This is a genomic window from Rhodoferax sp., from assembly GCF_014859475.1.
In the GTDB taxonomy this organism is placed as follows: domain Bacteria; phylum Pseudomonadota; class Gammaproteobacteria; order Burkholderiales; family Burkholderiaceae_C; genus Rhodoferax.
Window position 1 is genome coordinate 1 of record NZ_JACUUE010000056.1, and the last position, 13,781, is coordinate 13,781.

Below are 13,781 nucleotides of genomic sequence, written 5' to 3' on the forward strand. Positions count from 1 at the left end.
TGCTGGCGCAGGCCATACCACGTCAGCGCCACGCTGCTGCGGCTCTCGTCGGTGTAAAGCGCGATGTCATCGTCATTGACGCGGTTGGCCGGGTACAGGCCGACAATGCCATTGGCGCTGAGCCAGCGCCCCTCGATGATCTTCTTGAGCATGGCCTGGCCGTCGGCAAACACTTTTTTTGCCTCAGCGCCGACCACTTCGTCGTCCAAGATGGCCGGAAACGGCCCGGCCAGGTCCCAGGTCTGGAAGAACGGGCCCCAGTCGATGTACTGTGCGATCTCGCTCAGGTCGAAGTTCTTGAAGACGCGCCGGCCGATGAACTTCGGCGCGGTCGGCTGGTAGCTGGCCCAGTCGATCGGCGTCTTGTTGGCGCGCGCCTTGGCCAGCGGCCACAGCGGCGTGACCTTCTTGTTGGCGTGCTGCTGGCGCACGCGCGCGTAGTCAGTGCCAATCTCCTGCACAAACGCGTCAACGCCTTCACCCAAAAGGTTTTGTGCGACGCCGACGCTGCGCGACGCATCGGGCACATAGACCACCGGGCCGTCGTAATGCGGTGAAATCTTGACCGCCGTGTGCACCCGACTGGTGGTGGCGCCGCCAATGAGCAGCGGGATTTTCTTGATGCGAAAGTAGTCGTCCTTTTGCATCTCGCCGGCCACGTTGGCCATTTCTTCCAGGCTCGGCGTGATCAGGCCTGAGAGGCCGATGATGTCGGCGCGCTCGGCCTTGGCGCGCGCCAGGATTTCATGGCAGGGCACCATCACGCCCAGGTTGACCACGTCGAAGTTGTTGCATTGCAGCACCACCGTGACGATGTTTTTGCCAATGTCATGCACGTCGCCCTTGACCGTGGCAATGATGATCTTGCCCTTGGTCTGCACGTCGCGCCCGGCCGCTTCGTCGCGCAATTTTTCTTCTTCGATGTAGGGGATCAGGTGCGCCACCGCCGACTTCATGACGCGCGCGCTTTTGACCACCTGCGGCAAAAACATCTTGCCCTGGCCAAACAGGTCGCCGACGATGCTCATGCCAGCCATCAGCGGGCCTTCGATCACATGCAATGGCCGCCCGCCTTTGGCTATTGTTTGCTGGTAGGCTTCTTCGGTGTCTTCGACAATAAAGTCGGTGATGCCGTGCACCATGGCGTGGCTCAGGCGCTGCGCCACGCTCACGGGCTGCTCGGGCGTGCCGCGCCATTCGAGCTTTTTGCTCTCATCTTTGGCCCCGCTCTTGGCGGTTTCGGCAATGTCCACCAGCCGCTCACCGGCGTCGGGGCGGCGGTTCAGCACCACGTCTTCAACGCGCTCGCGCAGTTCGGGCGCGAGGTCGTCATAGACGCCGACCATGCCGGCATTGACGATGCCCATGTCCATGCCGGCCTGGATGGCATGGTACAAAAACACGGTGTGGATGGCTTCGCGCACCGGGTCGTTGCCGCGGAAGCTGAACGACACATTCGACACGCCGCCACTGACCTTGGCGCCCGGCAGGTGCTGTTTGATCCAGCGCGTGGCGTTGATGAAATCGACCGCGTAGTTGTTGTGCTCCTCGATGCCGGTGGCAATGGCAAAGATGTTGGGGTCAAAAATGATGTCTTCGGGTGGAAAGCCCACCTCGTCCACCAGGATGCGGTAGGCGCGTTCACAGATGCCAATCTTGCGCTCGTAGGTGTCAGCCTGGCCCTGCTCGTCAAACGCCATCACCACGGCGGCAGCACCATATCGGCGCAGCAGTTTGGCCTGCTGTTTGAACGCGTCCACACCTTCCTTCATGCTGATCGAGTTGACCACCGCCTTGCCCTGCACGCAACGCAGCCCGGCCTCGATCACGCTCCACTTGCTCGAATCGATCATCACCGGCACGCGCGAGATGTCGGGCTCGGAGGCAATCAGGTTCAAAAAGCGCACCATGGCGGCCTGGCTGTCGAGCATGGCCTCGTCCATGTTGATGTCGATGATCTGCGCGCCGTTTTCCACCTGCTGGCGTGCCACGCTCAGGGCCTGATCAAAGTCGCCGCTGAGGATCATGCGGGCAAAAGCCTTGGAGCCGGTCACGTTGGTGCGCTCGCCAATGTTGACAAAGGTGGCTGTCTGCAACTTTGGGGACAAATCTTTAGCTCTGTCCTCAACACTTGGTACTTCAGCCGAAGCGGCAATGCCAATGGTCAACGGCTCCAGGCCGGACAACTTCATGGGGGGGACAATAATTTCAGACATGCGACTCACCTGTGGAGTTCAATAATGATCAGGTGAGCGTCGTTGAGATATATCCAAGCCTGGCCGGCCATGCGGCCCGCTGCAACGCTCCTTGGAGGAGGCTGATTTTAAGGGCTGTTGCCCTCACCGGGTGCGGGTTGGCGCAAAGCCAGTACCACCAGGGTGATCACGGTCAGCGGCAGCACAAAGCTCAGCATCGCGCCCGAAAACGCAGCCAGCGCCATATGGTTTTGCGCTGCCAGCACCAGATAGCCCACATAAGCCAGGTAGTAGCCAAAAAACATGCAGCCTTCCCAGCGGGCAATCTCGCGCCCGGTCATGAACACCGGCAGGCAGGCCAGCGCCACGGCCGTCATGACCCAGAGGTCGAAGTTCAGCATGGCCGCCGGCACCACCAGCCCGCCGGCACCCACCGCGCCAGACACCACGCCTGCAAGGCCCAGGCTGCCCAGAATATTGAAGGTGTTGCTACCCACCACGTTGCCTACCGCAATGTCGCGCTCCCCCTTGAGGGCCGCCATGACCGAAGTGGCCACCTCGGGCATGGAGGTGCCGGCCGAGACGATGGTCAGGCCTATGATCAGGTCGCTTACGCCCAGTGCCTTGGCAAACACCACCGAGGCCTGCACCAGCCAGTCTGAGCCTGCCACCAGCAGCCCCAGGCCCACTGCGATCAGTGCCAACTGCACAGACAGGCGGTCAAGCCAGGGTGCGGGTTGGTCTGGTGCAAACTCGGCGGCGTATTCGTCTTGCGCGGCCTGGCCCTGGCTGCGCGACTGCCACACCAGAAAAACGGTGTAGGCAATCATCAGCGTCATCAGCATGATGCCGTCAAGAAAACCCAGGTTGCCGTCGAGCACCAGCAAAAACAGCAGCAGGCTGGCCCCCAGCATGATGGGCACCTCTTGCCGAATGAGCTGGATGTTGACCACCAGCGGCGTGATCATGGCCGACAGCCCCAGGATGAACAGCACATTGAAAACATTGCTGCCCACCGCATTGCCCAGCGCCAGGTCGGCATTGCCCGCCAGCACAGCACCCACGCCGACCGCCATTTCGGGCGCACTGGTGCCAAACGACACCACCGTCAGACCCACCACCAGTGGCGATATGCCCAGCGTCAAAGCCAGCCGCGAGGCGCCGCGCACCAGCAGCTCAGCGCCCAGAATCAGGGCCATCAGGCCGCCTGCAAACATCAGTAGTGTCATGGTCATTCGCTCGGTGTATGCGTGTGAGGTCAGTGTGCCCAGTCGTAGGCTATGGTGAGCGGTGCGTGATCCGAGAACTTCTCGGCTTTGTAGATGGCGGCGGATTGTGCACCGCCCGCCAAACCCGGCGTGGCCAAGTGGTAATCAAGCCGCCAACCAACATTCTTGGCGTAGGCCTGGCCCCGGTTGCTCCACCAGGTGTAGGCTTCGTCGGTGGCGTGGGGGTGCAGGCGGCGGTACACATCGACCAGGCCACCGTCGCCGAGCAGTTGGCTCATCCAGGCCCGCTCTTCGGGCAGAAAGCCCGAGTTTTTCTGATTGCTTTTCCAGTTTTTCAGGTCGATTTCCTGGTGCGCGATGTTGACATCGCCGCACAACACAAACTCGCGTTCGGTTTTAAGTCGCTGCAAATGCGGGTAGATTGCCGCCAGAAATCTGAACTTGACCTGCTGCCGTTCTTCGCCCGACGAGCCGCTGGGAAAATAGCAGCTGATGATGGAGCGCTTGCTCACAGCGCTGTCAAAACGCAATTCAACATAACGGCCTTCGGCATCGAATTCGGGCACGCCCAGGCCGGTGATGACCTCGCTGGGCTCCCGGCGGCTGTAAATGCCCACGCCCGAGTAACCCTTTTTTTTGGCAAAATGAAAGTAGCCACGCAAGCCGTCAAGTGCGTCAAAGCGCCCGGCCACGTCATCGGCCTGGGCCTTGATTTCCTGCACGCAAATACAATCGGGCGCTGTCTTGCTGACCCAGGCCTGCAAGCCTTTGTTGCTGGCCGAGCGGATACCATTGAGATTGAGGCTGGTTAATTTGAACAAGGATTTTTCCATGACAGAGCGTGAAGAACCCCAAGCTGCTCCGATGCCAAGCCAGGATGCGCTGGCGCTGGACTTCGTTCAGTTTGCGGTGGATTGCGGGGTGCTGCGCTTTGGTGAATTCAAGACCAAGGCGGGGCGGCTGAGCCCTTATTTTTTCAACGCCGGCCTGTTTGACGATGGTGCCAAACTGGGCCGCTTGGCGCAATTTTATGCGCAGCGCCTGCTGGCCAGCGGTCTCGAATTCGACATGATTTTTGGCCCCGCCTATAAGGGCATTCCGCTGGGTGCGGCGCTCGCAGTGGAGCTGGCCCGGCTGGGCCGTAACGTGCCGTTTGCCTACAACCGCAAAGAAGCCAAAGACCACGGCGAGGGTGGCAGTTTGGTGGGCGCGCCGCTGCAGGGCCGTATCTTGATTGTTGACGACGTGATGTCGGCCGGCACCGCAGTGCGTGAATCCATCGCCCTGATCGAGGCGGCCGGTGCCAGCGCGCACGCCGTGGTGATCGCCCTTGACCGGCAGGAAAAAGCCACAGAAAACGGCGCCGACGTGAACCACAGCGCGGTGCAATATGTGCAACAGCAGTTGGGCCTGCAGGTGTGTGCCATTGCCCGGCTTGACGACCTGATGCACTACCTGGCGCAGCACCCGGTGCCCGGTCTGGCCGACGCCCACCAGCGGGTGCAGGCCTATCGCGCGCGGTATGGCATCAACGAGGCCGCAGCGTGTCAATAGCAGTCCGACCAGCCCGGCTTTGGCGCGATTGTGTCTGGCTCATGCTGGCGGTATTTGGCTCAACATTGTGGGCCCAATCCGCAGATGGCAGCCAGATTTACACCTGTGTCGATGCCAAAGGGCGCAAGCGCAGCTCTGACCGCCCCATCATGGAATGCATGGATCGCGAGCAGACCATTCTCAACCCGAGCGGTACCGTCAAAGCCAGGCTGGGGCCTGTGCTGACCGCTGCCGAACGCAGCCAAATCGAGGCTGCCAGAAAAGCTGAACAACAGGAAATCGCCCGCAGGAAAGAAGAAAAGAGCCTGAACCGCTCCCTGCTGATCCGCTACCCGAATCAGGCCGCGCACCAAAAAGAGCGGGAAGAGGCAGTGGCCCAATCATCCTGGTCAAGCAGGCGGCAGCAGCGCGTATGACGGCGCTGCAAGCCGAGCGCGCCACACTCGACGATGAATTGGCGTTTTATGCCAAGGACCCCGGCAAAGCACCGCCCAAGTTAAAACGGCAGGTCAGTGAATTGACGCAAAGTCTGGCCGCGCAAGAGCGTTTCATGGCTGAGCAGGACAGCGAGATCGAGCGGATCAACGCGCGCTTCGACCAGTATCTCCTGCGTCTGCTGCCAATGTGGCGTGCCAGGCAGGGCAGCGAGTCGCCAGCGCCTGGACGCTGAAAAAGCCTACGCCAGTTTTTGCAGCAACAGGGCATTGACCTGCTGCGGGTTGGCCTTGCCCTGGCTGCCCTTCATGATTTGCCCCACCAGCGCATTGAGCGCCTTGGTGTTGCCGGCGCGGTATTGCTCCACGTTTTTCGGGTTCGCAGCCAGCACGGCATCAACGATTTTTTCAAGCGCGTCGCTGTCGTTGATCTGCTTGAGCCCTTTGGCTTCGATAAGGGCATCAACCGTGCCTTGCGGCTCTGACCACAATGCATCAAGCACCTGGCGTGCGGCGTTGTTGGAGATGGTGCCGTCCTGGATGCGACTGACCAGTTGCGCCAATTGCGCTGGCGTGATCGGGCAGGCGCTGATGTCGGCCTCCGCCAGGTTGAGCCGGCGCGAGATTTCGCCCATGATCCAGTTGCCGACCAGCTTGGGCTGGCCGCAGGCTTGTGCTGCGGCCTCAAAATAGGCCGCCACCTCGCGGCTTTGCGTGAGGGCTGTGGCGTCATAGTCCGACAGGCCGTAGTCGGCCACAAAACGCTGCGCCATCACGCGCGGCAACTCGGTCATCTCGGCGCGCACCCGCTCCACCCAGTCGCGGCCAATCATCAGCGGCGGCAGATCGGGGTCGGGGAAGTAGCGGTAATCGGCGGCATCTTCCTTGGTGCGCATGGCACGGGTCTCACCCGTGTCAGGGTTGAACAGCACGGTGGCCTGCTGGATGGCGCGGCCGTCTTCCAGCTCCTCGATTTGCCAGCGAATCTCGAAGTCGATGGCCTGCTGCATGTTCTTGAAGCTGTTCAGGTTCTTGATTTCGCGCCGGGTGCCGAGTTCGGCACCGGGCTTGCGCACCGACACATTGGCATCGCAACGGAACGAGCCCTCCTGCATGTTGCCGTCGCAAATGCCGATCCAGGTGACGATCTTGTGCAGCTCCTTGGCATAGGCCACCGCCTCGCTGCTTCCGCGCATGTCGGGCTCGGTCACGATCTCAAGCAAGGGCGTGCCGGCACGGTTCAGGTCAATGCCGGTCTGGCCAATGAAGTCCTCGTGCAATGACTTGCCCGCGTCTTCTTCGAGGTGGGCACGCACCAGGCGCACCGATTTTTTTTCCAGCACCGACCCGGTGCCTTTTCCGTTCTCCAGGTAAAACTCGATCGCGCCTCCCTGCACCACCGGAATCTCGAACTGGCTGATCTGGTAGCCCTTGGGCAGGTCGGGGTAAAAGTAGTTTTTGCGCGCGAACACGCTGCGCTCGGCAATGTGCGAGCCCACGGCCAGGCCGAACTCGATGGCGCGCTCCACCGCGCCCTTGTTCATCACCGGCAGCGTGCCGGGCAAGGCCAGGTCCACCGCGCAGGCCTGGGTGTTGGGCTCGGCGCCGAAGGCGGTCGGTGCCCGGCTGAAAATCTTGGATTGGGTGGAGAGCTGGGCGTGTGTCTCGAAGCCGATGACGACTTCGTAACCCTGCACCAGCAGCTGAGCGGCGGGTTTCTTGTCTTGTACTGCGGTGTTCATGGTCAAATTCCTTGCGGCTTCGCCGTATGCCAATCTGTGGCTTGCTGGAAGCGGTGCGCCACGTTGAGCAGGCGCGCCTCACCCAGGTAGTTGCCGATCAGCTGCATGCCCACCGGCAGGTGGCCAGCGCCAAAACCCACCGGCAAGCTCATGCCGGGCAAGCCCGCCAGCGAAGCGGGCAGGGTAAAGATGTCGGCCAGGTAGTCAGCCAGTGGGTCGCTGTGGCCGCCGAGCTTCCAGGCCACGGTGGGTGCCACCGGCCCGGCAATCACGTCACACTGCTTGAAGGCCTGCTGAAAATCGTCGGCGATCATGCGGCGGATCTTTTGCGCCTGCAGGTAATAGGCATCGTAATAGCCGTGGCTCAGCACATAGGTGCCGATCATGATGCGGCGTTTTACCTCGTCACCAAAACCCTGCGCCCGGGTTTGCAGGTACATGTCGTTGAGGTCGGTGTACTGCGGGGCCCGATAGCCGAACTTGACACCGTCAAAACGACTCAGGTTGCTCGACGCTTCGGCCGGCGCAATGATGTAATAGACCGGGATCGACAGCTCGGTGCGCGGCAGCGAAATGGGCACCAGCCGGGCGCCGAGTTGCGCCAGTTGTTTCAGGGCAGCATCGACCGCAGCGCGCACGTCGGGGGCGAGGCCGTCGCCAAAAAACTCGGCCGGAATGCCGATGCGCAAGCCTGCCAGATCGGCGTTGAGGTTGCGGCAGAAGTCCTCAGTGGGCAGGTCGAGCGAGGTTGAGTCGCGGTCGGGGTCGGGGCCGCACATGGCGCCCAGCAGCAAGGCGCAGTCTTCGGCGCTGCGTGCCAATGGCCCGGCTTGGTCGAGGCTGGAGGCAAAGGCCACCATGCCGTAGCGCGAGGCGCGGCCGTAGGTGGGCTTGATGCCGGTGACACCGCAGAACGAGGCGGGTTGGCGGATCGATCCGCCGGTGTCGGTGCCGGTGGCGGCTGGGGTCAGGCGGGCCGCGACGGCCGCGGCACTGCCGCCCGATGAGCCGCCGGGAATGCAGCTCGTGTCCCAGGGGTTTTTGACCGGGCCATAGGCCGAGTTTTCGTTGGCCGAGCCCATGGCAAATTCGTCGCAATTGAGCTTGCCCAAGGTCACCATGCCTGCGCCAGGAGGAGTGCCGGGCACGCCTGCGCCCAGCTTTGCAACCACCGTGGCGTCAAACGGCGATTTGTAGCCCCGGAGCATTCTGGAGCCCGCGGTGGTGGCGAAATCGCGCGTGACAAAGATGTCTTTGTGCGCCAGCGGCACGCCAGTCAAAGGCCCGGCGCTGCCGTCGGCCAGGCGGACATCGGCAGCACGGGCCTGCGCCAGCGTGGTGTCGGGCTGCAGGTCGAGAAAGGCGCCGAGTTGGGCATGGGCGCTGGCACGGGTCAGAAAATGCTGGGCGGTCTCAACGGCCGAGACTTTGCGTGTGCTCAAAAGCGAGGCCAGTTGGGCCACCGTCAGATCGTGCAGATCAGAGGAAATTTGCGTCATGATGAGGTGTTCTTTTTGGTTTATTCAATCACGCGCGGCACCAGGAACAGGCCAGCCTCACGTGCGGGCGCATTGCGCATATTGTCTTCGCGCTGATTGGGCTCGCTGGCGATGTCGTCGCGCAGGCGCAGTGCCACGTCGCCCATGATCTCCACGGGATGCGCCAGCGGGACGATGCCGCTGGTATCGACAGCGCGCATCTTTTCCACAATGCCAAAAAAATCATTGAGTTGGGTGTGCAGGCGCTCGCGTTCATCAGGCTCCAGGCCAAGCCGCGCCAAATGCGCCAGCCGGTCGATATCTGCAATGGAAAGTGACATGGGTGTTCAATCGAAACAGGGTGTAAATGAAGGCCAAAACATGGCTTTTGAAAAAGTTATGCACAGGCAATAGGGTATTATCCATGCCTTGAGCACCAGCGTGCAGCAGCACGTCCTTAAGCCCAAATTTAACCCATTTTGAACCCGTTACCCGGTGACATGCAGGCCGAAGCGCCCCATGTGCCCAAAGGATTTACCCATGTTCGGATCATTCCGTCAGTATTTCTCGACTGACCTCGCCATTGACCTCGGCACCGCCAACACCCTGATTTACGTGCACGACAAGGGCATTGTGCTCGATGAGCCCTCAGTCGTCGCCATCCGCCACGAAGGCGGCCCGCAAGGCAAAAAAACCATCCAGGCGGTTGGCAAGGAAGCCAAGGCCATGCTCGGCAAGGTGCCTGGCAACATCGAGGCCATCCGGCCCATGAAAGACGGCGTGATTGCCGACTTTACAGTCACCGAGCAAATGCTCAAGCAGTTCATCAAGATGGTGCACCCGCGCTCCATCTTTCGGCCCAGCCCGCGCATCATCATTTGCGTGCCCTGCGGCTCAACGCAAGTGGAACGCCGCGCCATCCGCGAAAGCGCGCTGGGCGCCGGTGCCAGCGACGTTTATTTGATCGAGGAACCCATGGCAGCCGCCATTGGTGCCGGTTTGCCCGTCAGCGAGGCCAGTGGCTCGATGGTGGTCGATATTGGCGGCGGCACCACCGAGGTGGGCGTGATCTCGCTCGGCGGCATGGTTTATAAAGGCAGCGTGCGCGTGGGTGGCGACCGCTTCGATGAGGCCATCATCAACTACATCCGGCGCAACTACGGCATGCTGATTGGCGAGCCTACCGCAGAGGCCATCAAGAAAAACATTGGCTCGGCTTTTCCGGGCAGCGAGGTGCGCGAGATGGAAGTGCGTGGCCGCAACCTGTCCGAGGGCGTGCCGCGCAGCTTCACCATTTCCAGCAACGAAATCCTCGAAGCCCTGACCGACCCGATCAACAACATTGTGTCGGCCGTCAAGAATGCGCTGGAGCAAACGCCCCCTGAGCTGGGCGCCGATATTGCCGACCGCGGCATGATGCTCACCGGCGGCGGCGCGCTCTTGCGTGATCTGGACCGTCTGCTGGCCGAAGAAACCGGCCTGCCGGTGCTGGTGGCCGAAGACCCGCTGACCTGCGTGGTGCGCGGCTGTGGTATGGCGCTGGAGCAGATGGATCGTCTGGGCTCCATTTTTACCAGCGAATAAGCGAGCCACGCAGCGATGCCACTTGGTACGCTGGATAGCACGCCACCGCCTTTTTTCAGGCAGGGTCCGTCGGCCCTGTCCAAGCTGGTTTTTTTCAGCGCGCTGGCGCTCTTGCTGATGCTGGCCGATGTGCGTTTTCATGTCACCCAGCCGCTGCGTGATGTGATTGCCACCGCGCTTTACCCGGTGCAATGGCTGGTGCTGCGCCCCATTGTTTGGGTGCAGGGCGGTAGCCAGTATTTTGAATCCCTGAATCGCTCCCAGGCCAGTGAGGCCGCGGCCCAGTACCAGTTGGGTCTGCAGTCCCAGCGCGCCCAGCAAGTCGAGCAGCTCACGCTCGAGAACACCCGCCTGCGCGCCTTGCTGGAGATGCGCGCGCGCATCAACACGCCGGCATTGGCGGCCCAGGTCCTGTACGACGCCGCCGACCCCTACACCCGCAAAGTTATCCTCGACAAGGGCGCCCTCGATGCCGTGGCGGCGGGAGCACCGGTGCTCGATGAGTCGGGTGTGTTGGGCCAGGTCACGCGGGTTTACCCCGCCGTGAGCGAAGTCACCCTGATCACCGATCCCAACCAGGCCATTCCTGTGCTCAACGCGCGTACCGGTGCCCGCGGGCTGGCTTTTGGCAACGCCAGCCTGGGCAGCCCTGCGTTGGAACTGCGCTATCTGGACTCCAACGTCGATATGGCTGCGGGTGATCTGCTCACCACCAGCGGCGTGGATGGCGTTTACCCGCCCGGCCTGCAGGTGGGGCGCGTGCTAAAACTGGAAAACCGCCCCGACTCGGGCTTTGTCCGCATCACGGTGGCGCCGGTCGCCAGTCTGGATGGCAGTCTGCATGTGCTCGTGCTCAAACCCCTGACCGACCCGATTCTGGCCAGACCCGCAGATCAAGCCGAGCCCAAGTCCGCCCGCAGGGGAGGTCCGCCATGATCATGCCGCGCGGCCAGCAACTGCTGCTGCCGGCCAGTTCGCTTTTCATCTGGAGCAGCCTGCTGGCCGCCCTGGGCTTTAACATGCTGGTCAACATGGGCTTGCTCGGGCGCAGTGCCTGGCTGCCCGATGTGCTGGCACTTGTGCTGGTGTTCTGGACCATCCACCAGCCGCTGCGGGTTGGCATGAGCGCGGCGTTCCTGTTGGGCCTGGCGATGGACGTGCACCAAGGCGCCTTGCTCGGCCAGCATGCCCTGGCCTATGCTGTGTTGAGCTTTCTGGCCATCGCCATGCACCGCCGCCTGCTGTGGTTCAGCGTGCCTTCGCAGGCGGCGCAAGTGTTGCCTCTGTTTGTGGTGTCCCAGGCGCTGATGCTGCTGGTTCGCCTGCTCGCTGGCGACGATTTTCCGGGCTGGTCACTGCTGCTTGCGCCATTCCTGGAGGCGCTGCTGTGGCCGCTGGTGAGCGTGCTGTTGCTGCTGCCGCAAAAGCGCGCACCCGATCCGGATGCCAACCGGCCCTTGTAAGCCCGCTGGCTCCGACACTGCGCTGTAGCGTTCATGAAAGTCATCCGCAACGTCCAACTCGATCTGGCCCGCTTTCGCCTGCGGGTGCTGGTGGCCAGCCTGCTGGTGCTGCTGTGTTTTGGCCTGCTGGTGGCACGCCTCATCTACCTGCAGGTGCTGCGCCATGACGACTTGCGCGCCCAGGCCGAAAACAACCGCACGGCGGTGGTGCCGATCGTGCCCAACCGTGGCCTGATCCTGGACCGAAACGGCATCGTGCTGGCCACCAATTACTCGGCCTACACCCTCGAAATCACCCCATCAAAGACAGCCAACCTGGCGCAAACGCTCGATGACCTGGCGCAGCTCATCGACATTACCCCGCGCGACCGGCGCCGCTTCAAAAAACTGCGCGAGGAAGGCAAGAGTTTCGAGTCCATCCCGCTGCGCAGCCGCCTCAGCGACGAAGAAGTGGCGCGCTTTGCCGCCCAGCGTTACCGCTTTCCCGGCGTCGATATCAAGGCGCGGCTGTTTCGCAGTTACCCCTATGGCGAACTGGCGAGCCACGTGATTGGCTACATCGGGCGCATTAACGCCGCTGAAAAAGAGCGACTCGAAGAATCCGGGGAGGCCGCCAATTACCGCGGCACCGACTACATCGGCAAGCTCGGCGTCGAGCAAAGTTTCGAGACGCAACTGCACGGCACCACCGGTGTCGATGCCATGGAAACCTCGGCCGGCGGTCGCGCCACCCGGCGCCTGTCGAGCCAGCCCGCAACACCCGGCAAGAGCGTCAAGTTGTCGATTGACATCAAGCTGCAGCAACTCATTGAGGACATGTATGGCGAGCGCCGCGGCGCGCTGGTGGCGCTTGACCCCAAGAGCGGTGAGGTGCTGGCTTTTGTCAGCAAGCCCACCTTCGACCCCAACCTGTTCGTTGAAGGCATTGACCAGGAAAGCTGGCAGGGCCTCAACGAGTCGATCGACAAACCGCTGCTGAATCGGGCGCTGCGCGGCACCTATCCGCCGGGCTCCACCTACAAACCCTTCATGGCGCTGGCGGCGCTTGCCACTGGCAAACGCGATCCGCGCACCATCATCAACGACCCCGGCTTTTTCGTGTTCGGTGGCCACCGCTTCGGCAGTCCCGAGAACGAGCGCGGCGGCCCGATGGACATGCACCGTGCCATTGTCGAGTCGAGCAATGTTTACTTCTACACGCTGGCCAATGAACTCGGCGTCGATGTCATGCACGACTTCATGGCACCGCTGGGCTTTGGCCAGCGCACCGGCATCGACATTAACGGCGAAGTGCGCGGCGTGCTGCCCAGCCAGCAATGGAAGCGCAATTACTTCAAGCGCCCCGATCAACAGCGCTGGTACGCTGGCGAAACCATCTCGCTGGGCATTGGCCAGGGCTACAACAGCTTCACCATGCTGCAACTCGCGCAGGCCACCGCCATCGTGGCCAACAACGGCATCAAACACCCACCCCAGTTGGTATCGGCGACACAGCTGCCCGGCAGTCAGGCAAGTGAGCGGGTCGCGCCGCAAGCCGCTGTCGATCTGGGCTTCAAACGCGAACACGTGGACACCATTCGCCGTGCCATGGTGGGGGTGACGCAGGATGGCACTTCGCGCCGCGTGTTTGCTGGCGCGCAATACCTCAGCGGCGGGAAAACGGGAACGGCGCAGGCGGTTTCGCTCGCCAGGAACGAAAAATACAACGCCGCCCGCATGGAAGAGCGCAGGCGCGACCATGCGCTTTACATCGCCTTTGCCCCCGCCGACGACCCCAAGATAGCGCTGGCCGCGATTGTTGAAAACGCCGGTTTCGGTTCGACCTCAGCCGCCCCGATCACGCGCCGGGCGTTTGATTACTACCTGCTGGGCCTCTACCCCAACGACGAAGACATGGCCCTGGTGCGCAAGGGCCAGGCGTCAGCGCCCGTGGGCCAGCCGCTGCTGGCTGCAGACCTTCCCTGGCCGCGCGGTTCAGTGGCGGCGCTACCGCCTGCGTCGGCAGCGTCAGCCGCGTCGTTGCCGGTTCAGTAACGATCTAGCGCAAAAACGCATCAAAACTGGTTTTCAGGATCAGCGCGCTGACCACCAGTAAAAACACC

At 62.2% G+C, this 13,781-nt stretch carries 13 protein-coding genes and 1 riboswitch; of the genes, 7 read left to right on the forward strand and 6 right to left on the reverse strand.

Going from position 1 to position 13,781, the window contains the following annotated elements; translation table 11 throughout:
- The 3 genes from IBX54_RS07175 to IBX54_RS07185 all read right to left on the reverse strand — a co-directional run.
- Positions 1 to 2,216: dihydropteroate synthase (locus IBX54_RS07175; RefSeq protein WP_296541983.1), on the reverse strand; the 2,216-nt coding region annotated here is incomplete at its 3' end.
- A gap of 27 nt (positions 2,217 to 2,243) precedes the next feature.
- Positions 2,244 to 2,313, reverse strand: a riboswitch (S-adenosyl-L-homocysteine riboswitch).
- 10 nt (positions 2,314 to 2,323) lie between these two features.
- Positions 2,324 to 3,430: a calcium/sodium antiporter gene (locus tag IBX54_RS07180; protein WP_296541984.1), complete on the reverse strand. Its 1,107-nt coding sequence runs from the start codon at positions 3,428 to 3,430 to the stop codon at positions 2,324 to 2,326.
- A 23-nt stretch (positions 3,431 to 3,453) separates the two neighbouring features.
- Positions 3,454 to 4,245: an exodeoxyribonuclease III gene (locus tag IBX54_RS07185; RefSeq protein ID WP_296541985.1), complete on the reverse strand. Its 792-nt coding sequence runs from the start codon at positions 4,243 to 4,245 to the stop codon at positions 3,454 to 3,456.
- 10 nt (positions 4,246 to 4,255) lie between these two features.
- Between IBX54_RS07185 and pyrE the strand changes: the two genes are divergently transcribed.
- From pyrE to IBX54_RS07200, 3 genes are read left to right on the forward strand one after another with little or no spacing between them, the layout of a single operon-like run.
- On the forward strand, positions 4,256 to 4,978 hold the full coding sequence (pyrE, locus tag IBX54_RS07190; RefSeq protein WP_296541986.1) for an orotate phosphoribosyltransferase: 723 nt from the start codon (positions 4,256 to 4,258) through the stop codon (positions 4,976 to 4,978).
- Positions 4,969 to 5,394, forward strand: a complete 426-nt coding sequence (locus IBX54_RS07195; protein WP_296541987.1) for a DUF4124 domain-containing protein — start codon at positions 4,969 to 4,971, stop codon at positions 5,392 to 5,394. Before pyrE ends, IBX54_RS07195 begins: the two co-directional genes overlap by 10 nt.
- Complete coding sequence (locus IBX54_RS07200; RefSeq protein WP_296541988.1) at positions 5,391 to 5,648, forward strand: hypothetical protein; 258 nt, start codon at positions 5,391 to 5,393, stop codon at positions 5,646 to 5,648. The genes IBX54_RS07195 and IBX54_RS07200 overlap by 4 nt, the downstream gene beginning before the upstream one ends.
- A gap of 6 nt (positions 5,649 to 5,654) precedes the next feature.
- Here the strand turns inward: IBX54_RS07200 and gatB are convergent, their stop codons facing one another.
- From gatB to gatC, 3 genes are read right to left on the reverse strand one after another with little or no spacing between them, the layout of a single operon-like run.
- Positions 5,655 to 7,154 (reverse strand): Asp-tRNA(Asn)/Glu-tRNA(Gln) amidotransferase subunit GatB, encoded by a 1,500-nt coding sequence (gene gatB / locus IBX54_RS07205; protein ID WP_296541989.1) that lies wholly within the window; start codon positions 7,152 to 7,154, stop codon positions 5,655 to 5,657.
- A 2-nt stretch (positions 7,155 to 7,156) separates the two neighbouring features.
- Positions 7,157 to 8,653, reverse strand: coding sequence for an Asp-tRNA(Asn)/Glu-tRNA(Gln) amidotransferase subunit GatA (gene gatA, locus IBX54_RS07210; RefSeq protein ID WP_296541990.1), 1,497 nt, complete (start codon positions 8,651 to 8,653; stop codon positions 7,157 to 7,159).
- Between the two features lie 20 nt (positions 8,654 to 8,673).
- On the reverse strand, positions 8,674 to 8,973 hold the full coding sequence (gene gatC / locus IBX54_RS07215) for an Asp-tRNA(Asn)/Glu-tRNA(Gln) amidotransferase subunit GatC (RefSeq protein WP_296541991.1): 300 nt from the start codon (positions 8,971 to 8,973) through the stop codon (positions 8,674 to 8,676).
- A gap of 199 nt (positions 8,974 to 9,172) precedes the next feature.
- Between gatC and IBX54_RS07220 the strand changes: the two genes are divergently transcribed.
- From IBX54_RS07220 to mrdA, 4 genes are read left to right on the forward strand one after another with little or no spacing between them, the layout of a single operon-like run.
- Positions 9,173 to 10,216, forward strand: coding sequence for a rod shape-determining protein (locus IBX54_RS07220; protein WP_296541992.1), 1,044 nt, complete (start codon positions 9,173 to 9,175; stop codon positions 10,214 to 10,216).
- Between the two features lie 15 nt (positions 10,217 to 10,231).
- Complete coding sequence (mreC, locus tag IBX54_RS07225) at positions 10,232 to 11,152, forward strand: rod shape-determining protein MreC (RefSeq protein ID WP_296541993.1); 921 nt, start codon at positions 10,232 to 10,234, stop codon at positions 11,150 to 11,152.
- Complete coding sequence (mreD, locus tag IBX54_RS07230; RefSeq protein ID WP_296541994.1) at positions 11,149 to 11,679, forward strand: rod shape-determining protein MreD; 531 nt, start codon at positions 11,149 to 11,151, stop codon at positions 11,677 to 11,679. The genes mreC and mreD overlap by 4 nt, the downstream gene beginning before the upstream one ends.
- 33 nt (positions 11,680 to 11,712) lie before the next feature.
- Positions 11,713 to 13,713, forward strand: coding sequence for a penicillin-binding protein 2 (mrdA, locus tag IBX54_RS07235; RefSeq protein WP_296541995.1), 2,001 nt, complete (start codon positions 11,713 to 11,715; stop codon positions 13,711 to 13,713).
- Positions 13,714 to 13,781: the final 68 nt, after the last annotated feature.